This is a genomic window from Bradyrhizobium sp. HKCCYLRH1030, assembly GCF_051168395.1.
GTDB lineage: Bacteria > Pseudomonadota > Alphaproteobacteria > Rhizobiales > Xanthobacteraceae > Bradyrhizobium.
Window position 1 is genome coordinate 450,844 of the sequence record NZ_JBNPUY010000005.1, and the last position, 18,893, is coordinate 469,736.

General features: G+C 67.5%; 16 protein-coding genes. 10 read left to right on the forward strand and 6 right to left on the reverse strand.

Annotated elements, in window-relative coordinates; translation table 11 throughout:
• The first annotated feature begins 269 nt into the window (after nt 1–269).
• Entirely contained in the window at nt 270–1,127 is an 858-nt protein-coding gene (locus ACQR1E_RS17840) for an SDR family oxidoreductase (RefSeq protein ID WP_315752747.1), read from the forward strand.
• Nucleotides 1,127–1,432 carry a hypothetical protein gene (locus ACQR1E_RS17845; protein WP_315769089.1) on the forward strand — a complete coding sequence of 102 codons (306 nt, stop codon included), beginning with the start codon at nt 1,127–1,129 and terminating at the stop codon, nt 1,430–1,432. The genes ACQR1E_RS17840 and ACQR1E_RS17845 overlap by 1 nt, the downstream gene beginning before the upstream one ends.
• 17 nt (nt 1,433–1,449) lie before the next feature.
• Here the strand turns inward: ACQR1E_RS17845 and ACQR1E_RS17850 are convergent, their stop codons facing one another.
• The gene (locus tag ACQR1E_RS17850) at nt 1,450–2,091 is read right to left on the reverse strand and encodes a response regulator (protein ID WP_434897355.1); all 642 of its coding nucleotides are present in this window, start codon (nt 2,089–2,091) and stop codon (nt 1,450–1,452) included.
• Entirely contained in the window at nt 2,088–3,485 is a 1,398-nt protein-coding gene (locus tag ACQR1E_RS17855; RefSeq protein WP_434897396.1) for a HAMP domain-containing sensor histidine kinase, read from the reverse strand. Before ACQR1E_RS17855 ends, ACQR1E_RS17850 begins: the two co-directional genes overlap by 4 nt.
• Nucleotides 3,486–3,674: 189 nt before the next feature.
• On the opposite strand from ACQR1E_RS17855, the gene ACQR1E_RS17860 reads away from it, so the two are divergent.
• From ACQR1E_RS17860 to ACQR1E_RS17870, 3 genes are all read left to right on the forward strand, one after another.
• On the forward strand, nt 3,675–4,607 hold the full coding sequence (locus ACQR1E_RS17860; RefSeq protein WP_315825235.1) for a DUF2380 domain-containing protein: 933 nt from the start codon (nt 3,675–3,677) through the stop codon (nt 4,605–4,607).
• A gap of 191 nt (nt 4,608–4,798) precedes the next feature.
• On the forward strand, nt 4,799–6,508 hold the full coding sequence (locus ACQR1E_RS17865) for a sulfatase-like hydrolase/transferase (RefSeq protein WP_315713333.1): 1,710 nt from the start codon (nt 4,799–4,801) through the stop codon (nt 6,506–6,508).
• A 126-nt stretch (nt 6,509–6,634) separates the two neighbouring features.
• Complete coding sequence (locus ACQR1E_RS17870; RefSeq protein WP_316235324.1) at nt 6,635–7,030, forward strand: rhodanese-like domain-containing protein; 396 nt, start codon at nt 6,635–6,637, stop codon at nt 7,028–7,030.
• A gap of 143 nt (nt 7,031–7,173) precedes the next feature.
• Here the strand turns inward: ACQR1E_RS17870 and ACQR1E_RS17875 are convergent, their stop codons facing one another.
• Nucleotides 7,174–8,730 carry a glycine betaine ABC transporter substrate-binding protein gene (locus ACQR1E_RS17875; RefSeq protein ID WP_434897356.1) on the reverse strand — a complete coding sequence of 519 codons (1,557 nt, stop codon included), beginning with the start codon at nt 8,728–8,730 and terminating at the stop codon, nt 7,174–7,176.
• The gene (locus ACQR1E_RS17880) at nt 8,727–9,521 is read right to left on the reverse strand and encodes an ATP-binding cassette domain-containing protein (RefSeq protein WP_434897397.1); all 795 of its coding nucleotides are present in this window, start codon (nt 9,519–9,521) and stop codon (nt 8,727–8,729) included. The genes ACQR1E_RS17875 and ACQR1E_RS17880 overlap by 4 nt, the downstream gene beginning before the upstream one ends.
• 153 nt (nt 9,522–9,674) lie before the next feature.
• Here ACQR1E_RS17880 and ACQR1E_RS17885 point away from each other — a divergent pair, with 153 nt between their 5' ends.
• From ACQR1E_RS17885 to ACQR1E_RS17905, 5 genes are all read left to right on the forward strand, one after another.
• Complete coding sequence (locus ACQR1E_RS17885; RefSeq protein ID WP_409997663.1) at nt 9,675–10,481, forward strand: ABC transporter ATP-binding protein; 807 nt, start codon at nt 9,675–9,677, stop codon at nt 10,479–10,481.
• A 213-nt stretch (nt 10,482–10,694) separates the two neighbouring features.
• Complete coding sequence (locus ACQR1E_RS17890) at nt 10,695–11,480, forward strand: ABC transporter permease (protein ID WP_434843118.1); 786 nt, start codon at nt 10,695–10,697, stop codon at nt 11,478–11,480.
• 259 nt (nt 11,481–11,739) lie between these two features.
• Complete coding sequence (locus tag ACQR1E_RS17895; RefSeq protein WP_315769076.1) at nt 11,740–12,753, forward strand: ABC transporter substrate-binding protein; 1,014 nt, start codon at nt 11,740–11,742, stop codon at nt 12,751–12,753.
• Nucleotides 12,754–12,756: 3 nt separating this feature from the next.
• The gene (locus tag ACQR1E_RS17900) at nt 12,757–13,473 is read left to right on the forward strand and encodes an NUDIX hydrolase (RefSeq protein ID WP_315713325.1); all 717 of its coding nucleotides are present in this window, start codon (nt 12,757–12,759) and stop codon (nt 13,471–13,473) included.
• Nucleotides 13,470–14,390, forward strand: a complete 921-nt coding sequence (locus ACQR1E_RS17905) for a polyphosphate kinase 2 family protein (RefSeq protein ID WP_434897357.1) — start codon at nt 13,470–13,472, stop codon at nt 14,388–14,390. Before ACQR1E_RS17900 ends, ACQR1E_RS17905 begins: the two co-directional genes overlap by 4 nt.
• A gap of 252 nt (nt 14,391–14,642) precedes the next feature.
• On the opposite strand, the gene ACQR1E_RS17910 is transcribed toward ACQR1E_RS17905, so the two are convergent.
• Nucleotides 14,643–17,408 (reverse strand): EAL domain-containing protein, encoded by a 2,766-nt coding sequence (locus ACQR1E_RS17910; RefSeq protein WP_316165998.1) that lies wholly within the window; start codon nt 17,406–17,408, stop codon nt 14,643–14,645.
• 149 nt (nt 17,409–17,557) lie between these two features.
• The gene (locus tag ACQR1E_RS17915) at nt 17,558–18,817 is read right to left on the reverse strand and encodes a FecR family protein (RefSeq protein WP_316169782.1); all 1,260 of its coding nucleotides are present in this window, start codon (nt 18,815–18,817) and stop codon (nt 17,558–17,560) included.
• Nucleotides 18,818–18,893: the final 76 nt, after the last annotated feature.

Here is an 18,893-nt window from a genome sequence, read left to right on the forward strand (position 1 = left end):
GCGGAAAGGTTAATGATCTCATAAGGTCACAAACCTTCCTTCATCCAACTTGCTCGCTGCCCTCGATCTCACGTCAGCTGTCATCCTCCCAAGCCTTGAAACTTAAATCCCATTCTTGCCGCGGCCATTTTGCCGACGCGCCGTGCGATGCGTGGCGTCACCCGATGTTCCGGGGCAGGCTCGGCGGGCGATGACCTCGCGCGAAAAATCAGCGCCAGCATCCTGCCGCATCTCGTGCGATAATCGCCGCGCAAATCGTTGAGGTCACCATGAAATCCGTCGTCGTCACCGGCGCATCCACCGGCATCGGGTTCGCCTGTTCGAAGCTCCTGCTCGCGCGCGGCTTTCGCGTGTTCGGCAGCGTTCGCAAGCAGGCCGACGCAGACCGTCTGCGCGGCGAGCTCGGCGCCAACTTCATGCCGCTGCTGTTCGACGTGACCGACGAGGCGGCGGTGAAGGCTGCCGCCGGCGAGGTGCGAGCGGCGCTCAAGGGCGAGACGCTCGCCGGTCTCGTCAACAATGCCGGCATCGCCGTCGCCGGTCCCGTGACGGAGCTGCCGATCGCGCAGTTCCGCCATCAGATGGAGGTCAACGTCATCGGCCCGGTCATCGCGACCCAGGCGTTCGCGCCGCTGCTCGGGGCCGATCCAGCCATGACGGGAGAGCGCGGCCGGATCGTGATGATCAGCTCAGTCGCGGGCCGCAACGGCAACCCGCTGATGGCGCCCTATTCGACCTCCAAGCATGCGGTCGAAGGGCTGTCCGAGAGCCTGCGCCGTGAGCTGATGCTGTTCGGGATCGACGTCATCGTCATCGCGCCGGGCGCGGTGAAGACGCCGATCTGGGCCAAGGCCGACGAAGTCGACCTGTCGCCGTATCAGGCCTCGCCGTTCTTCCCGGCGCTGCAGAAGATCCGCGCCTTCATGCTGCATCTCGGCCAGTCCGGGCTGCCGGCCGAGACCATCGCCGCGCGGGTGGCCGACGCCTTGACCTTGCCGGCGCCCAAGGTGCGCTACGAGATCGCGCCCGATGCCATGAGGCAATGGATCGTGCGGGTGCTTCCGAAACGGACCGTCGATCGCATCATCGCCAAGCGGCTCGGCCTGATGCCCGCGATCAGGCCCTGATGCCGGCGATGACGACCATCGGCAAGACCCAGGCGGAGCTGACCCGCCTGGTCGAGGAGGAACTTCGCGCGCAGCCGGGCTGCGAGACGGCACGTGTGCCGGCCGTTCATGCGCTCGACGTGCGCAGCGGCCGCAACTGGGAGATCCCGCACGTCGTTCTCGGCGACAGCCTGATCAGCGACGTCGACCGCGCCGTGATGAGCGTGCAGCGCCGGCTTGGGCGTGCATTTCACCTGATCGACGATCCGGTCACGGCGCCGGAAGCGGCAGCGACGCCGCAGGGCGACCCTGAAAATCCTTGCTGAGATGTGAGCCTGCGGGCTCAGGTCAGCAGGCCCTGCCGCAGCGCCAGCCGCACCAGCTCGATGTCGCTGGCCACGCCGAGCTTGTCCTTGATCAGCGAGTGCAGGTTGGCAACCGTCTTCGGGCTGAGATGCAACGCTGACGCGATCTCGTCGGTGGTGCGTTCGGCGAGCAGCATCTGCATCACCTCGAACTCGCGCGCGGACAGGACGTCGGCGGCCGCGCGCTCGCCGGCGAGGCGGCTGAGCGCGAGCTCGTGATCGATGTCGGGGCTGATCGCGATGCGGCCTGCGAGCACGTCCATGACGGCGCGCACGAGCGTCTCCGGCGGGCTGCTCTTGGTGGCATAGCCGCGGGCGCCGGCGCGGATCGCCTGCACCGCGAAGCCGGCATTCTCATGCATCGTGAAGACGAGGATGCGCGCGCCGCGATCCCATTGCCGGATGCGGCGGATGCCCTCGATGCCGCCGACGCCCGGCATGGTCAGGTCCATGATGACGAGATCGGGCCTGACCTCCTTGAACAGCCGGTAGGCTTCGGCGCCATCGGCGGCTTCGGCGACCACGCGCAGCCCCGGCTGCTTCTGCAGCATCGACCTGTAGCCCTCGCGGACCACGGCATGGTCGTCGACCAGCAGGATGGTGCCGGCGGGGGTCGTCATGCCGCACATGCCGTTTCCGGCTGGGTCGGCGCAGGCGAGAGGGCCGGGACCGGAATCTCGGCGTGGAGGCGCGCGCCGCCGGAGGTGGCGGCGAAGCTCATCTGGCCTCCCATGGAGGCGACGCGCTCGCCCATGCCGAGCAGGCCCATGCCCGGCTTGTCGGGAGCTTCGCCGAGAAGACCGTCGTCTTCGACGGTGAGCAGGGTCGCGCTGACCGGCCCCTCCTGAAGCGTCAACTGCAACCGCACCCGCGTCGCGTCGGCGTGTTTGACGGCATTGGTGAGCGCCTCCTGCGCGATGCGGTAGATATTGGTGGCGATGATGCCCGGCAGTCGGTCGACGTCGCCCGACAGGCTGATCTCGAAAACGGTGCGGCCGTGCTGGCGCCTGTTCCAGCCGGCGACGAGGCCCTCCAGGCTGCCGGCGAGGCCGAGCTCGTCGACATCAGGCGGGCGCAGCCGCATCAGCGCGCCGCGCAATTGCTCCATCATGTCGCTCGCGGTGCGCGCGATGCCGTCGCATTCGCCGACCAGAGCGGGGCAATCCTGCGCCGCGCTGTGACGGATCGATGCCGCGAGCGCCCGGATCGCCGCCAGCGACTGGCCGAATTCGTCATGCAGCTCGCGCGCCAGGTGGCGGCGCTCGTCGTCCTCCAAGGCGATCAGGCGCCGGGTCAATTCGCCGCGCTGGGCCAGCGCCGTCTCCAGCCCCTCGGCGAGCTGGTTGAAGGCAGCGCGGATCGCCGAGAGCTCGGCGAGGTCGAACGGCGGCAGCCGCGCCGACAGATCGTTGGCGGCGATCCGCTCCAGCCCGGCGCGGATCAGCCGGGTGGGGCGCAGCGCGCGGGCCAGCGCGGCGTAGGCCAGCGCGCACAGCAGCACCAGCGCCGTCCCGAGCACCGGCAGCAGCCGGCTGAGCTCGCGCCAGGCGTCCGCGGTCATGACGCCGGCGTCGATCCAGACGACGGCATCGCCCGTCGTTTCGTCGCGAAACCTGACCGGCCGTGCCGCTTCGCGGCCCGGATCGAACAGCCGCCGATACAGCATCGCGAAGGCGCGGGGCGGATCGTCCGTCTGCGCCTCGGCGCCGCCGCAGATGCGCTGCACGATCACGCCGTCGACGCCGCGATAGGCGATGCACAGGCCCGGTCGCATCGCCGCCGCCGCGACCGCATCGAGGTCGGGAAAGCCGGCCGGCGGACTGGCGACCCAATGCATCTTGCTTTGCTGCAATTGCAGCGTCCGGGCCGTGATCTCGGCGATCCGCTCATTGCGTACATGCACCGAGCGGTCGATGTCGAACAGCACATAGGCGCAGATCGCCGCGAAGCACAGCGCCGAGACCACCGAGATGCGCAGGGTCAGGCGGTATTTGAGGTCGTAGCGGGTCCACATCTTCGGTGTGTCCATGACAGCCCAGCCGGCCGGCATTTAACGGCAGAACCGTCCGGGCCAAAAGCGCCGCGGCCCGGTGGACGGTGCGGTCGTGAATTTTTCCCGTGCCTCGCCGGGACCGTGGCCGCTGCGGCGATGGCACGGCGGCGTCTAGCTTCCGACCGCCAGACATCGTTGCAGGGGGATCCCATGTCGAACCGTCGCGTCGTCCGTTGTCTCGTTCTCGCGCTTGCCTTCGCGGCCGGCCCGGTCCGCGCCGCCTCCGCCGATGTCCCGGCCGTGCTGGTCGACGATTTCAGCTATCTCGACACGTCTGGCGAGCCGGTCGATCAGACCGCAGCGCATCAGCGGCGGCTGGATGCGTTCATCGCCGCGCTCCGCCGCGACGTCGCCGCCGACGCGCGGCTGCGGCCGGTCAGCCCGTCCTGCGCACCGTCCTGTCCGACCGATGCGTCCCCGGAGGCCCGGCTGCAGATGGCGGCCGCGGCCGGCGCCACCGTCGTGATCACCGGTGGAGTCCAGAAGCTCTCCACCCTGGTGCAGTGGGCGCGCGCATCGGCCATCGACGTCGCCTCCCATCGGGTCCTGTTCGACAAGATCTTCACCTTCCGCGGCGACAGTGACGAGGCTTGGCAGCGCGCCGAGATGTTCGTCTCGCGCCAGGTCCGTGACGCACTGGCGCCGCCGGAGCCGATCCGGCTGGCGCTGCTGCCGTTCGAGCTCGACGACACCAGCGCGGGCGCCGCGCTCGGCGAGACCGAATCCGACCAGAAGGGGCTGCGGGAGGCGACCGACGCGGTGCGGCAGTTGCTGGCGCAGTCCGGGCGCTATCGCCTGGTGGACGCGGCCGGCGAGATCAAGCTGGGGCAGCCGGTGCGTGAGTGCGACGATTGCGAAGCGAGGGCGGCCCGCGCCGTCGGCGCCCAGCAATCGCTGCTCGGCATCGTCCGGCGGATCGGCCGCACCGAATACATCATCGGCTTTCGTGTCCGCCAGGCCGACAGTGGCGCGCTCGTCGCCGCCGGTGACAGCGGATTGCGCCTCGGCGCCAATTATTCCTGGAGCCGCGGCGCGGTGCGTCTGGTGCGCGAGCGGCTGCTCGAGACCGTTACCCAGAATTGAAAAAGGGCGAGGATCGGTACGCGAGGACGGCAGTGATGCCACCTCTCGTCGCGGCGCGAGACGACACGTCGCCCTCCGTGCAAATCCGGGCTGTTGTGATTTGTGACGATTTCATTACGGTCGGATGACAGGATAGCCTTCCTTGATCTGTCGGCATGCGCCGACGAAGGGCGCCTGCTTTCGATCGCCTGATGTCACTGACCCCGAACGACCAACCGATCACCACGCTCGCCGCGGCGAGCGCAACGCGCTCCGCGGCGGTCCGGCTGTCCGCCGTCGCCGCGCCGCATGTCGCGGCGCTGGCCCTGATGCTGCACACCGAGACCGATTTCGGCTCGCGGCTCGGCTTCGTGCTGGCCTGGGGCATCCTGAACTGCTTCTGGCTGGTGCTGCTGCGGCGGCCCGCGGTGTCCGGCGCGTTGGCGCTGACCATGGTCGTGGTGCTGGTGCTGCTGTCGCAGCTCAAGCACGCCGTGGTCCAGATGACGGCGAACTTCGTCGACGTGATGCTGATCGACCACGACAGCGCGGCGTTCCTGTTCACGATCTTCCCGAACCTGAAGCTGTCGGTGCTGGTGGCGGCCGCCGTCGTGCTGCCGCTGATGGGGCTGCTGTGGTGGGCGGATCCGTTCCGGATCGCGCGGCTGCCGGCGCTCGCCGGCAAGCTCGCCTGCCTCGCGGCGCTCACGCTGTATTCGCTCAACTGGCGCGACGAGGCCTGGCGCGGCTATTATGACGACGGCTATCTGTCGAAATTCGCCCGCTCCGGCGTCACGGCGGTGTCGGACTTCCTCGCCAACGGCTTCATGGAATCCGACGGCACGGCTGATCGAAGTCTGGCTGCCTTCGTCCCGGATTCCTGTCATCCGGCCGCGCGCCGGCCGAACATCGTGCTGATCCACGACGAATCCAGCTTCGACATCCGCTCGGCGCCAGGCATCAAGGTACCAGCGGGCTATGGCAGCCATTTCAAGTCGTTCGACGGCAAGGCGCGGCAGTTCATGGCCGAGAGCAATGGCGGACCGAGCTGGTTCACCGAGTACAACGTGCTCGCCGGCCTGTCGTCGCGCTCGTTCGGCCGCTTCGCCTATTTCGTGACCCGGATCGCGTCCGGCCGGGTCGAGCGCGGCCTGCCGCTGGCGCTGCGCAATTGCGGCTACGACACGGTGTCGCTCTATCCCGCGCAGGGCGCCTTCATGAGCGCGCGCAGCTTCCAGACCACGGTCGGCGTCGACCGCTTCCTCGACGCGCGCGATCTCGGCGCCAAGGGCGTCGAGCCCGACGGCTTCTTCTACGATGCCGCGCTCGATCTGATGCAGCACCGGCCGCGCGGAAAGCCGCTGTTCATGTTCGTCTATCTCGCCGCCAACCATTTCCCGTGGGAGACGACGTTCCGGCCCGACCTGACGCCGTCCTGGCGAGCGCCGGGCAATCTGCCTTCGATCGATGAGTATCTGCGGCGGCAGGCGATGAGCGCGACGGACTATCAGCGTTTCCTCGCCAGCCTGAAGAAGCGCTTCGGCGACCAGCCGTTCCTGATCGTGCGCTACGGCGATCACCAGCCGGAGTTCTCGCCGCACATTCTCGATCCCAAGCTCGACGAGGCCGGCATCGGCGAGAAGCTCGAAAGCTACGATCCACGCTATTATCAGACCTATTACGCCGTCGATGCCGTCAATTTCGAGCCGCGCCAGAGCGCGGTCGTGATGGACCGGATCGACGCCGCCTATCTGCCGCTGGTCACCTTGGAGGCGGCCGGCATTCCGCTCGATCCGTCCTTCGCCGAGCAGAAGGACATCATGCTCCGCTGCAAGGGCGTGTTCTACGCCTGCGGCGACGGCGCCGAGGCGCGCCGGTTCAACCGCATGCTGATCGACGCCGAGCTGATCCGGGGGCTCTAGACTCTCACCGCCCGCGACGGGTCGGTGGCTTCACGGGATTGCGATCGATCCGTCATTCCATGGGAGGATTGTCGGGACGGCCGCGTTGGGCTACCCCGTGCTATCCGTGTAAGCGAGAGGTTCGACATGTCCACATCCGTCAAGGAACTGATGGCCGCCGCCAACGCGGTGGTCCCCAAGATCGCGCCGGCTGAGGCGCAGGCGATGATCGCCAAGGGCAACACGCTCGTCCTCGACGTGCGCGATGCGCCGGAGATCGAGAAGAGCGGCAAGATCGAAGGCGCCCACCACGTCTCGCGCGGCATGCTCGAATTCCGCGCTGATCCGGACTCGCCCTATCACGACAAGATTTTCAGCAAGGACAAGACCGTGATCCTGTATTGCGCCTCCGGCGGCCGTGCCGCGCTGGCGGGCAAGGCGCTGAAAGACCTCGGCTACGACAAGGTGTTCAACGTGGGCGGCTTCAAGGACTGGGCCGACAATGGCGGCGCGGTGGAGAAGCCGATCGAGCCGGGGATGTAAGCGTGCCCAGCTGATTGGTGCGGCGGTCGTTGCGCCAACCACCGCCGCCATTGCGAGCGAAGCGAAGCAATCCGAGGCTCCGCAGGGACTCTGGATTGCTTCGGCGCTACGCGCCTCGCAATGACGTACCGCAAAGGCAGGGCTTACTTCGACGTCTTGCTCCACAGCCAGCGCGCCACCGCCTGCGGCGAGGACTCCGCGTCACTGCCGGAGGCGCGCAGATTGGCCTGCTGCATGGTCGCGATGTCGATGCGGCCGAGCAGCGGTCGTAACGCATCCTGCAACGCGTTGTCCTCGGCACGCTTCGGCGACAGCAGCAGGATTGCGTCGTAAGGCGGGATCGCCTGCTTGGGATCGTCGAGCACGACGAGATCATATTTCGCGATCAGGCCGTCGCTGGTGTAGCCGGCGATGACGTCGACCTCGCCGGAGGCGGCCGCGGCATACATGAAGTCGGGCTGCATCTGGCGCTGGGCGCGGAAGGCGAGGCCATAGGCGTCGCGCAAGGCCGCCCATTCCGGGCGCGAGAAGAACTCGTAGTCGCCGGCGATCGACATGTCGCTGGCGTGGCGTGCGAGGTCGGCGATCGAGCGGATGCCGAGCGCCTCGGCCGTCTTGCGCGGCATCACCAGCGCGTAGGCATTCTCGAAGCCGAGCTCGCCGAGCAGGGTGACCTTGTCCTTGGCGAGATCCTGCTTCAGTGCATCGAGCAGCGCGGCGCGCGGCAACTGCTCCTTGTGGTGGAACTGGTTGGTCCACAGCGTGCCGGAGTAATCGACATAGGCGTCGATGTCGCCGTTCTTCAGTGCCTCATAGATCACGCTGGAGCCAAGCCCGGCACGTGTCGTCGCCGAGAGACCGGCTGCCTGCAGCCGCTCGCTGATCAAGGCCGACAGCACATATTGCTCGGTAAAGGTCTTGGCGCCGATCACGTAGCGTGCCGAGCCGCCGGCCAGCGAGGGCAGGAGACTCGCGCCGACCATGAGCGCGATGGTTGCGGTGCCAAGCCCGACACGGGCACGGCTGCGCCTGCGCAGGCCATCCTCGATCAGCGCCAGCAACTGATCGATGGCAAGCGCCAGCACGGCGGCGGCAATGCAGCCGAACACGACCAGCACCCAGTTCTGGGTCTGCAAACCTGCAAAGATGTAGTTGCCGAGCGAGGTCTGGCCGATCGGCGTCGACAAGGTCGCGGTGCCGATCACCCACACCGCAGCGGTGCGGATGCCGGCCATGATCACCGGCAGCGCCAGCGGCAGCTCCACCATCGTCAGCGCCTGGCGCTCGGTCATCCCGACGCCTTTGGCGGCCTCGATCAGGCTTGCGTCGACGCCGTTCAGCCCGGTGATGGTGTTGCGCAGCACCGGCAGCATCGAATACAGCGCCAGCGCCAGCATGGCCGGCAGGAAGCCGAAGGCCGAGAACGAGAGCCCGAACCAGCGCAAGGTGAGTGCCGTCAGCGCCAGGAGCAGCGGATAGAACAGCGCCAGCAGCGCCAGTCCCGGCACCGTCTGCACCACGCTGGCGACGCCGAGCAGCAGATTGCGCAGGGCAGGGCGATTGCGTGCGAGCAGCGCCAGCGGAAAGCTCACGGCAAGGCCGAGCGCCAGCGCGGCGAGGCTCACGCGCAGATGGCTGCCGAGATAATCCGTGAGATGCGACAGCGCCTCGGTGAAGCGTGGATCGGACAGTGCGCTCATGCTGTGCCGCTTTCGGGCAGCAGCGCGGCCAGCCGCGCCGCCTGCCGGCGCGGCGTCGTCATCAGCTCCGTCACGTAGGGTTCACGGCTGGCCGCGAGCTCGGCCGGCGTGCCGATCTCGATCAGGCGTCCGCCGCGCATCACCGCGATGCGGTCGGCGAGCAGCAGCGCCTCGGTGATGTCGTGCGTGATCATGATCGTGGTCAGCGCGAACTGCTCATGCAGGGCGCGGTAGTCGCTGCCGAGCGCATCACGCGTCAGCGGATCGAGCGCGCCGAACGGCTCGTCCATCAGCACGATCTTCGGCCGCGCCGCGAGCGCGCGGGCGACGCCGACGCGCTGGCGCTGGCCGCCCGAGAGCTCGTGCGGCAGCCGGTCGCGATGCGCCCTGCGGTCGAGCCGCACGAGGTCGAGCAGCTCGTCGACACGGGCGGCGATCTCGTTCGCGGGCGTACCCAGCAGCCTGGGGGTGATGCCGATATTGGCGGCAACCGTCATGTGCGGAAACAGCGCCCCGTTCTGGAACACGGTGCCAACCCGGCGACGCAGGCTGACAGGATCGAGGCCGGCGATATCGTCGCCAGCAATCCGGATCGCGCCGCCGTCCAGCTCGATCAGGCGGTTGGTGAGCCGCAGCAATGTGGTCTTGCCCGAGCCGGAGCCGCCCACGATCGCCAGGAACTCACCCTCGGCGATCTCCAGCGAGACGCCGTCGACCGCGGTCACGGCGCCTGCCGGGCCGGGGAAACTCTTGCGGACGTTGGTGTAGACGATGAACGGCGTGCGCGGCATGCGGCCTTGCGGAATGTTGGCCTTAAGGTTGGCCTTAAGGTTGGCCTTGGGCTCAGTCAGACGACCTAGCACGTCCGGCCGCCGCGTTGAACTTCGCCGCGCAAGCGGCTAAGCCGTCCCGGCCATTCTCGGGGGAGGAACTTGGACGTGACGATGCCCACCGCCGCCGCGGTCGCGCTGGAGCGAACGACGGTGGCATTCCGTCTCGCCGGCGGACGCACCTACACCGCCGTCGAGACGGCGGATCTCAGCGTCGCCGATGGCGAGTTCGTCGCCATCGTCGGGCCGACCGGCTGCGGCAAATCCACCCTTCTCAACGTGGCGGCTGGGCTGCTGAAGCCGGCCGCCGGCCATGTGCGCATCTTCGGCCAGCCTCTGGCCGGCCTCAATCGCGACGCCGGCTACCTGTTTCAGGCCGACGCGCTGTTCCCATGGAAGACCGCGCTGGAGAACGTCGCGATCGGGCTCGAGGTCGCGGGCACGCCGTCGAAGGACGCGGCCGCCAAGGCGCAGCAATGGCTGACCTCGGTCGGCCTCGGCGCATTCGGCAACCGCTATCCGCACATGCTGTCGGGCGGCCAGCGCAAGCGCGTGGGGCTTGCCCAGGTGCTGATCCGCAATCCGCGCATCATCCTGATGGACGAGCCGTTCGGGCCACTGGACGCGCAGACGCGGCAGATCATGGGCAATCTGCTGCTCGATCTCTGGAATGCCGACCGCAAGGCGGTGCTGTTCGTGACCCACGATCTCGAGGAGGCGATCGCGCTCGCCGACCGCGTCGTCATCATGTCGGCCGGCCCGGCCTCGCGCATCATCGGCGACTGGCGCGTGACCCTGCCGCGTCCGCGCGACATCTTCGAGGTGCGCATGAAGCACGAGTTCCACGAGCTGCATCGCGAGATCTGGCAGACGCTGAAGGCGGAGGTCGAGAAGACCTACAAGCAGGCGGAGGCGGTGTGATGGGAGCAGTGACTCGTTCGATCATGAAAGCCTCGCTGTTTCCACTTGGACAGTGCACTCCCTTCCCCCTTGTGGGTCGGGGAGGGGGGTACCCCGGAAAGACTGTTGGTTGGAGTACCCCCTTCCCCAGCCCTCCCCTACAAGGGGAGAGGGAGCGGAGCGGCGTGCGCGGCTCGCGCTTTGTCTCTGTCACCACGGGCGCGGAGTAGCGTAATGTCGCGTCTCGGTCTGCTCGCGCTGCAATTGCTGGTCGCGGTCGTCGCGATTGCGCTGTGGCAACTGCTCGCCAGCGTGCCCGTGTTCGGGCGCATCTGGCTTCCGCCGTTCTTCTTCTCCAATCCGGTCGACGTGTTCGCGCAGGTGATCAAATGGTTCGCCACCGGGGCCATCTGGAAGCACCTCGCGATCACCTTGTGGGAGTCGATCCTGGCGTTCGCGATCGGCTCGCTCGGCGGCGTGCTGGTCGGCTTCTGGTTCGCGCGCAAGCCGCTGGTTGCCGCCGTGTTCGATCCCTACGTCAAGATGGCCAATGCGCTGCCGCGCGTGGTGCTTGCGCCGATCTTCACGCTGTGGCTGGGGCTCGGCATCTGGTCCAAGGTCGCGCTTGGCGTGACCTTGGTGTTCTTCATCGTGTTCTTCAACGTCTATCAGGGCGTGAAGGAGGTCTCGACCGTGGTGCGCGACAACGCCCGCATGCTCGGCATGAGCGAGCGGCAACTGATGCGCCACGTCTATTGGCCGTCGGCGCTGTCGTGGATGTTCTCGTCGCTGCACACGTCGGTCGGCTTCGCCGTCGTCGGCGCTGTCGTCGGCGAATATCTCGGCTCCGCGGCCGGCCTTGGCTATCTGATCCAGCAGGCCGAAGGCATCTTCGACGTCGCCGGCGTCTTCGCCGGCATGTTCGTGCTGTCGGCATTCGTCATCCTGATCGACATCTGCGTCACGCTTGTGGAGCGGCGGCTGCTGGTGTGGCGCCCGGATGCGGCGGATGGACGGTGAGTGCCGCGGTGCTTCCACGCCCACCGCTGTCGTCCCCGCGAATGCGGGGACCCATAACCACAGGACGTCGTTTGTGGCACGCGGGACGACCGGTCTTTCTTGACCGAGACATCACGCTTGACCGAGACATCACTCGGTATGGGTTCCTGCGCCGCGTGCGCAATTGCGCACGAGGCAGGAACGACAGCGAGGGCGTGGCGGCCTTTCTCTTCGCACCGCGCCGTCCTAATCTGATCGACAACATGAACGGAGGAAACACATGAACAAGATCATCGGCCGGGTCACCGGCGCGCTGCTGGCGCTGACGTTGAGCACTGGTCTCGCCAGCGCGGCCACCAAGGTCACGATCGCAATCGGGGGCGGCGCCTGCCTGTGCTATCTGCCGACCGTGCTGGCCAAGCAGCTCGGCGAATACGAGAAGGCCGGGCTCGAGGTCGAGCTGGTCGACCTCAAGGGCGGCTCGGATGCGCTGAAGGCCGTGCTGGGCGGCAGCGCCGACGTCGTCTCCGGCTATTTCGATCACTGCGTCAATCTCGCGGCCAAGAAGCAGGAGATGCAGTCCTTCGTCGTCTACGACCGCTATCCCGGTCTCGTGCTGGTGGTGGCGCCGTCGCACAACAAGGAGATCAGCTCGGTCAAGGATCTCGCCGGCAAGAAGGTCGGCGTCAGCGCGCCGGGCTCCTCGACCGACTTCTTCCTGAAGTACATGCTGAAGAAGAACGGTCTCGATCCGTCGGGCACCGCGGTGATCGGCGTCGGTCTCGGCGCCACCGCGGTGGCCGCGATGGAGCAGGGCCAGATCGATGCGGCCGTCATGCTCGATCCCTCGGTCACCGTGCTGCAGGGCAAGCATCCGGACCTCAAGATCCTCAGCGATACCCGCACCCAGCACGACACGCTGGAGGTGTTCGGCGGCGAGTATCCCGGCGGCGCGCTGTATTCGACCGCGGCCTGGATCGCCGGCCATGACAAGGAGACGCAGGCGCTGACCAACGCCATCGTGGCGACGCTGGGCTGGATCCATTCGCACACTCCGGAGGAAATCATGGCGAAGATGCCGGAGGAACTCGTCGGCAAGGACAAGGCGCTGTATCTCGCGGCGCTCAAGAACACCATCCCGATGTACTCGCAGACCGGCAAGATGGATCCGAAGGGCGCCGACGCCGTGCTCGCCGTGTTCAGCACCGGCTCGCCCGATGTCGCCAAGGCCAATGTCGACGTCAGCAAGACCTTCACCAACAAGTTCGTTGAGCAGGCGAAGGGGGCGAAATAGCGGATGACGGACGTCGTCATCCACCGCGTCACCACGCTCGACCTCAAGGTCGAGCCGTGGGACTGGCCGTTCGCGAAACAGCGCCGCGACGACATCGCGGCGCATTTCGCCGAATGCCAGCGCGCCAGGCCGGGGCTGTGGAACGGCCGCGTGCTGCTCGGGCGCAACCCGCGCTTCGCGGATAGCCGGTTCACCGCGAGCTATTTCGAGACCGATTTCGCCAGCCTGCTGGCGTGGCGCGACTGGGGCTTTCCGGATCGCACCGCCTTCAACGGCTTCGGCATGGGCGCGCTGCGTGCCGCCGACGGCGCCTTCGTGCTCGGCGAGATGGGCGCGCATACCGCCAATGCCGGCCGGCTGTATTTTCCCGCCGGCACGCCGGATCTCGCCGACGTCAGCGACGGCGTGCTCGATCTCGCCGCCAACGTCGCGCGCGAGGTCGAGGAGGAGACGGGACTCGCGCCATCGGACTATCAGGCCGCGGCGCATTGGGACTGTGTCGTGACCGGCGCGTCGATCGCGCTGATGCGCGTGCTCGACGCCTCTGACATGGGCGAGGCTCTGCAGCGCCGCATCGAGGCCAATCTCGCGGCTCAGGACGAGCCGGAACTCTGCTCGATACGGCTGGTTCGAAGCCGGAATGATCTGACTGCGGCGATGCCGCGCTTCGTGACCGCCTTCCTCGAAACGCAATTCAGCCCCGGAGAGCCGTCCTCATGAGCAGGAAACCGCGCACGCTGGCCGATGAGCTCGATGGTTTCATCTCGCCGTTCCGGATCGATGGCGGGCACAAGTTTCATCTCAAATCGCACAAGACCAAGGTCAAGGGCGGCCTCGCCAAGGAGGAGGGCGAGGCGATCATCGAGCAGAATCGGACGCGGCTCGCCGATTTTCAGGAAAGGCTTTATGCACAGGACCGCTGGTCGGTGCTGGTGCTGCTGCAGGGCATGGACGCCTCCGGCAAGGACAGCGCGATCAAGAGCATCTTCGAGGGCGTCAATCCGCAGGGCTGCGAGGTCACCTCGTTCAAGCAGCCGACCTCCAAGGAGCTGGACCACGACTTCATGTGGCGCAGCGCCATCGCGCTCCCCGAGCGCGGCCGCATCGGCATCTTCAACCGTTCCTACTACGAGGAATGCCTGGTCACGCGGGTGCATCCGGAGATCCTCAAGGCCGAGAAGCTGCCGCCGAGGCTGGTCACCAAGAACATCTGGCGCGAGCGCTTCGAGGACATCTGCGCCTTCGAGCGTTACTTGTCGCGCAACGGCACCGTGATCCTGAAGTTCTTCCTCAACATCTCCAAGGAGGAGCAGCGCGCGCGCTTCCTCGACCGGCTGGAGGAGCCGGCGAAGAACTGGAAGTTCTCGATGGGCGACATCACCGAGCGCGCGAAGTGGCATCGCTACCAGGCGGTCTATCAGGACATCGTGCGCCACACCTCGACGCCCTACGCGCCCTGGCACGTCGTTCCGGCCGACCACAAATGGTTCGCCCGTGTCGTCATCGGCTCGACCATCGTCGCAGCGCTGGAAAGCCTGGATCTGCACTTCCCGCGCGTCGATGCCGGCTCGCGCGAGGAGTTCAAGGCGGTGCGCAAGGCGCTCGAGAGCGAGGCCAAGGGCGGCAAGAAAGGGTGAGGGCGTAAGGCGCGGGCTGAGGCGAGAAGCCGAGGCGCACCTGCACTCTCTCGTCATTCCGGGGCGCGCGCGGCGCGAGCCCGGAATCCATAACCCCGATCGCCTGCGATGGAGCAAGGTCCGTGCAACAGCGCGCCGTTGTCACCAACGACCGCTTGTGGCTATGGATTCCGGGCTCGCGCTACGCGCGTCCCGGAATGACGGCGGAGAGAGCGGTTGACCTGCGTTAGCTTCGAGCGTGAAACCTGAGCCTCACGCCGCGCCGGCTTGGCGCATCTCGTCGTCCACCTGCAGGAACCGCTGCGTGAAATCCGCCGCCGGCATCGGCTTGCCGAAGTGATAGCCTTGGCCCTGCTCGCAGCCGAGCCGGAGCAGGAACTCGGCCGTCGCCGCGTTCTCGATGCCCTCGGCGATCACGGACAGCCCGAGCTGCTTGCTCAGGCTGACCGTCGAGCCGACGATGGCCGCGTCGTCGGCCTGGGTCAGCACGTCGCGCACGAAGGAGCGGTCGATCTTCAGGCCGTCGAGCGGGAATTTCTTCAGGTAGCTCAGGCTCGCATAGCCGGTGCCGAAATCGTCGAACACCAGGCTGACGCCGAGCGCCTGCAGCCGGTTGAACGTCTGCAGCACGCCGGGTTCGTCGTGCAGCAGGATGTCCTCGGTGACTTCGAGCTCGAGCAGGCGCGGCGACAGGCCGGTCGACGTGAGCAGCTTGCTGACGAAGGCCGCGAGGTCGCCGGACTGGAACTGGGACGGCGAGAGGTTGACGCCGACGCGGATGTCGTGGCCGGCGAGCTGCCACTCCCGCGCCTGCCGGCAGGCGGTCGCCATGACCCAGGTCGCGACCGCCTCGGACAGATGCGAGGTGTTGACGACCGGAATGAAATCACCGGGAGGCACGAGGCCGCGCGTCGGGTGGCGCCAGCGGATCAGCGCCTCGGCGCCGATCACGCGGCCGCTCAACAGCTCCACTTGCGGCTGGTAGAACAGCTCGAATTCGTTCCGCTCGACGGCGAGCGCAAGCTCGGCCTCCAGCGTCAATCTCTGCTCGAGCTCGTGGCGGATGGCGCTCTCGAACAGCACGTGGCTGCCCCGCCGGTCCATCTTGGCGCGACAGAGGGCAAGGTGGGCATTGCTGAGCAGCTCGTCTGCCGAGTGCCCGCCCTCGGGATGCACCGCGATGCCGAGGGTGACCTTGACGCGCTGCTGGCGCGTGCCCGCGTCCAGCGGCGCCTCGAACAGATGCGACAGATGATCGGCGAGCTCGGCCACGGTGCCGCCGACGGCCGAGCAGGGAATGGCGACGGCGAACTCGTCGCCGCTGAGCCGGGCGACGCGGCCCATGCCGCCGATCTCGGTGCGGAGCCGGTCGGCCGCCGCGCGCAAGACACTGTCGCCGTAGGCATGGCCAAGCGTGTCGTTGATGCGCTGGAAGGCATCGAGCCCGATCACCAGCAGCGCGACCTGGTCGGCCGCGGCATCCGCGGTCTCGATCATGGCGGCGAGCTCGCTCTGCAGCGTGTTGCGGTTGACCAGGCCGGTCAGCGTGTCGTGCTCGGCGAGGTAACGAATGCGCTCCGCCTTGCGCTTGCGCACCGAGACGTCGCGCAGGATCACGCCATATTGCAGGCCGTCGGCGCCCTGCCAGGCGGAGAAGCTCGCCTCGACCGGAAACACCTCGCCGTCCTTGCGGCGGCCGTCGAACTCGATCGTGGCTCCGCCGGGCAGCAACGTCGCCGGCAGCGCCGCCTCCTGCTGCGGAAACAGGTCATGCGTATCGCTGCCGTCGGCGCGCAGGCGCGCGAAGGGCTGGCCGATGATCTCGTCGGCACCGTAGCCGAAGATCGCGACAGCTCCCGGATTCCACACCGTGATGCGCCGGTCGCGGTCGGTACAGACCAGCCCGTCGCCGATCGACATCGCGATTCGCTCGAAACGGCTCTCGGCGACGTGCCGCAGCAGGCCGCGGAAGTCGATCTCGTCGAGGGCCGTGGCAGCGAGATAGGCGACCAGCGCGATCTGCAGCAGCGAGGTGTCGAGCACCAGGGCGTAGCGGTCGTGCAGCAGCAGCGCCACGGCCTCGATCAGGACGCTGATCATGGCGATCAGCAGTGCGCGCCGCGCCGCCGAGAGGTGCCGCCAGCTCGCCAGCATGATGATGACGATCAGCAGCAGGCCGCCTACGGCGGCCGTCGTCGACGTCGACAGCAGGGTGCGGTGCTGAATGATGGACTCGGCCGCCAGCGCCTGCAGCATGACGCCGGGCAGAACGCGGCCGTTCGGCACGCTGTAGTAGTCACCGAGCTCGATGGCGGTCGCGCCGACGATCACCCGCTTGTCCTTGAGCCTGGACAGCGCCGCCGCGTCGCCGCGGACGACATCGACATACGACACCCGCGGCAGCGACGACAGATCGATGCCGTAGTCGACCAGGAAAGAGCTGTCCTTGACAGCATCGCTGCCGGCGAGGAACGCACCCATGGATTGCAGGAAGGTTTTCGCGCCGGCGGTCTCGCTATATTCGCCGAAAGCGTAGCTTCTGACGCGGCCATCGCGCGCCACTTCGATGTTCACGAAGGCCGACCATGCGAGCTGCTCGAACTGCGGCAGCGGCCGGTTGAGGTGAATGGCGGTGTCCTTCCCCGCCGCATCGAGCTGCCTGAAGGTCGGCAGCACGACCGAGCTCTTGGCATTCTGGAGCGCGGTCAGGAAGGCCTGATCGCCGGCCGCGTCGGACGGCGTGCTGAAATCCACGTCGAAGGCGACGTCGCGGACGCCGGCCCGCTGCAACTGCTCCAGCAGGCGCGCATGCTGGGTCCGCGGCCACGGCCAGACGCCGATGGCTTCGATCGAGCGCGGGTCGATCGCGACCACCGCGATCTCGCCGCTGGCGGGGCGATTGTCGAGGCGTAAGCGCAGGTCGACGAGGGCGTTGCTCAACAACTCGTGGCCGCCCGACAGGCCGACCGTCAGCAGCGCAACGACCACCAGAATATGCGGCATGAACCGCCTGAGCATGCCCTCTCCCGAATGTCTGCGTGCCACGTCGACGCCCGCGTTCGTGATCCCAACTTCATCCCGCTCCGACCGCAGAGCCATGGAACCCTGCAAGCCCGCGCTCCCCCATGACGACGCATGACGCAGGCGTTACGCTCGATCGGGACTCCCTAATTCTTGCTGTGGCCGTAAGCGTGGGCGTTGCCGTTGCCATGATTGCCATTGTCATGGTCGCCGCTGTTGCCGTTACCGTTGCCGCTATTTCCGTTACCGCGGTTACCGTTACCGCTGTTACCGTTGCCGCTGTTGCCCTGGCCGTTGTTGCCGTTGCCATTGCCGCCATTGTTGCCGCCGCGGCTGCCACCGTTGGCGTTGCCGTTGCCGGCGTCGCCATTTCCGGCGGCATTGGCGCTGGCGGATCCGCTTGGCGAACCGACCGCCGCGGTGACGGCGGCTGCGATCGAGGAATCTCCCGACGTGCCGCTTGCGGTGGCCGAGTTGCCAGTCGCATTGCCGCTGTTGCCGCGCGCTTCATTCCAGGCGGTGCTTCGCCCTCCACCGGCGGCCGGCGTGTGGGCGCCGTGGGCGAGGCCGCGTGTCGCCTTCTGGATGTTCAGGTTGACCTCGCCGATCGATGACGAGATCCGCACCACGCCGGGCTTTGCGCTGCCGAAGGCGGCCGCAGAATGCTGCTGAGCGGCGACCGTTGTACCGGGGCGCGCGGCCGGGCCGTCGGCGTTCAGCGCGTGGATCACGCTGCCCTTGGCCTCGCGCGGCGCCTGCAGGCCGTCGCGCGGCACCGGAACACGATCGATCGTGGAGGCGCGCGGGCGGCCCTGCTCGATCGGGCTGAAGGTGCCGGCGCCGGACAGGCTCAGGCCGGCGCGGCCGGTCGCAAAGGCGGTGGCGGCCTGACCGGGCATCACCTGGGCGATCTGGCCGGTCTTGAAATCCGACACCTGCACCTGGCCGCGGCTGACCTCGACCTTGGTGCTGCGGCCTGAGATCGTGACGCTGAACTGCGTGCCCTTGACCACGGCGGCGAGATAGGGCGTCTCGACCTCGAAATGCTGGACGTTGCGTTTCTCGACGTCGAGCAGGATCGAGCCGGCGCGCTGCAGGATGGTCGTCGCCATGCCGTCCTTGGGCGCGGCGGGCAGGCCGACCTCGGAGTTCGGCGCGATCACGATCGTCTCGGCGCCGCGGGTCAGGCGGACGCGGCCGGTCGGCCCGGTGCGGATCGTATCGCCTGGCTTCAGCGGGTCCTCGCGACCGAGCGAGACCTGCGCTGCGCCCTGGGTGGTGACCCAGACCTCACCGGACGATTTGCTCACCAGCCACGGCTCACCGTCGGCCGCGAATGCGGCCGGCATCGCACCGAAAAGGCACGCGGCGATCAGTCCCGGTATCAGGAAGCGCTTGGATGACATGGCACGAACTCGCATCGTTGGCGGCTTTTGAAACTAATCGAAATGTTTCAAGAGACCCTTAGGAGTTGCAGCCGTG

Excerpts from the sequence above, each read along its gene's own strand:
- ACQR1E_RS17845 (WP_315769089.1), top strand. The coding sequence starts at position 1,127 with ATGCCGGCGATGACGACCATCGGCAAGACCCAGGCGGAGCTGACCCGC.
- ACQR1E_RS17895 (WP_315769076.1), top strand. The coding sequence starts at position 11,740 with ATGAACAAGATCATCGGCCGGGTCACCGGCGCGCTGCTGGCGCTGACG.
- ACQR1E_RS17880 (WP_434897397.1), bottom strand. The coding sequence starts at position 9,521 with ATGCCGCGCACGCCGTTCATCGTCTACACCAACGTCCGCAAGAGTTTC.
- ACQR1E_RS17840 (WP_315752747.1), top strand. The coding sequence starts at position 270 with ATGAAATCCGTCGTCGTCACCGGCGCATCCACCGGCATCGGGTTCGCC.
- ACQR1E_RS17850 (WP_434897355.1), bottom strand. The coding sequence starts at position 2,091 with ATGACGACCCCCGCCGGCACCATCCTGCTGGTCGACGACCATGCCGTG.
- ACQR1E_RS17915 (WP_316169782.1), bottom strand. The coding sequence starts at position 18,817 with ATGTCATCCAAGCGCTTCCTGATACCGGGACTGATCGCCGCGTGCCTT.
- ACQR1E_RS17905 (WP_434897357.1), top strand. The coding sequence starts at position 13,470 with ATGAGCAGGAAACCGCGCACGCTGGCCGATGAGCTCGATGGTTTCATC.
- ACQR1E_RS17860 (WP_315825235.1), top strand. The coding sequence starts at position 3,675 with ATGTCGAACCGTCGCGTCGTCCGTTGTCTCGTTCTCGCGCTTGCCTTC.
- ACQR1E_RS17910 (WP_316165998.1), bottom strand. The coding sequence starts at position 17,408 with ATGCTCAGGCGGTTCATGCCGCATATTCTGGTGGTCGTTGCGCTGCTG.
- ACQR1E_RS17885 (WP_409997663.1), top strand. The coding sequence starts at position 9,675 with ATGCCCACCGCCGCCGCGGTCGCGCTGGAGCGAACGACGGTGGCATTC.
- ACQR1E_RS17875 (WP_434897356.1), bottom strand. The coding sequence starts at position 8,730 with ATGAGCGCACTGTCCGATCCACGCTTCACCGAGGCGCTGTCGCATCTC.
- ACQR1E_RS17855 (WP_434897396.1), bottom strand. The coding sequence starts at position 3,485 with ATGTGGACCCGCTACGACCTCAAATACCGCCTGACCCTGCGCATCTCG.
- ACQR1E_RS17900 (WP_315713325.1), top strand. The coding sequence starts at position 12,757 with ATGACGGACGTCGTCATCCACCGCGTCACCACGCTCGACCTCAAGGTC.
- ACQR1E_RS17870 (WP_316235324.1), top strand. The coding sequence starts at position 6,635 with ATGTCCACATCCGTCAAGGAACTGATGGCCGCCGCCAACGCGGTGGTC.
- ACQR1E_RS17890 (WP_434843118.1), top strand. The coding sequence starts at position 10,695 with ATGTCGCGTCTCGGTCTGCTCGCGCTGCAATTGCTGGTCGCGGTCGTC.
- ACQR1E_RS17865 (WP_315713333.1), top strand. The coding sequence starts at position 4,799 with ATGTCACTGACCCCGAACGACCAACCGATCACCACGCTCGCCGCGGCG.